The sequence below is a fragment of the Alphaproteobacteria bacterium genome (assembly GCA_025800285.1).
Classification (GTDB): domain Bacteria; phylum Pseudomonadota; class Alphaproteobacteria; order JAOXRX01; family JAOXRX01; genus JAOXRX01.
In genome coordinates, this window is sequence record JAOXRX010000111.1 from 1 (window position 1) to 1,042 (window position 1,042).

Sequence of the window (1,042 nt, forward strand, 5' to 3'; positions counted from 1 at the left end):
CCCGCTAAGAGAAAAATGCGCGACTTCACAAATTTCGATAGGGACTCTTTTACGCAAGATCTTAATCAAACTGATTGGCAGTCAATAATAGCGGATGGTAATAATGACATCGATTACATATTCTCTTCTTTTTATAGTAAATATAATAAAATAATAAACAAGCATGTGCCAATTAAACAGATTTCCCGACGCCAATTGAAGCGTTTTTTAAAACCATGGATAACACAAGGAATAAGAGCTTCAATTAAGACTAAAAATAAACTATTTGCATGTGGTGATCAAACTAAACATAAATTTTATCGAAATAAAATTAATCATCTTATTCGAATTAGTAAAAGACGTTACTTCCATGACTATTTTGATATAAATATAACGAATATGAAAAAGACTTGGGAAGCGTTAAATAATCTATTGAATCGTAAAACTAAAAAATCCCGACAAGTAAATGCGATCAAAGACTTTAACAATGGTAATAAGATTAATCGCAATCCACAAAGAATTGCTAATTTACTAAATGAGCATTTTGCGTCTGTTGGAGAAAAATTAGCGAGTAAGATACCTGCTTCTGGTGATCATCGCGAGTTTCTCAAAAAAACGAAATCTCCAGCTAGTTCTTTCATGTTTAAGCCTGTAACTGCCAGAGAAGTTGAATTAGAAATATTGGCTTTACCCAACAATAAATCTCATGGTTTATACTCCTGCCCGACTAAACTCTTGAAATACTCAAGTACTATTATCAGTGACATTTTAGCTAAAATCGTCAATTTATCGGTCACATCTGGAAACAACCCATTCAAACTCAAAAAGGCTAAAGTCATACCGGTGTTTAAACCGAGGATGAGACAGATGCAAATAACTATAGACCGATTTCTCTCTTATCTATATTTGACAGAATCTTTGAAAAGGTGATGTATAAAAGAATGATGCATTTTATTAATGTTAAGAATATCTTGTTTCCATCTCAGTTTGGGTTTAGAGAAGGGTTTTCTACTGAACATGCCATTGTAGATATCGTTAGTGCAATTCAGTCTAATATGGATAA

1 protein-coding gene is annotated in these 1,042 nt (G+C 32.5%); it reads left to right on the forward strand.

Translation table 11 applies throughout. The features are described 5' to 3' along the window. The coding region (locus tag OIF36_05680; GenBank protein MCV6599943.1) for a hypothetical protein at positions 1 to 909 on the forward strand (909 nt) is incomplete at its 5' end. Between the last annotated feature and the right edge of the window lie 133 nt (positions 910 to 1,042).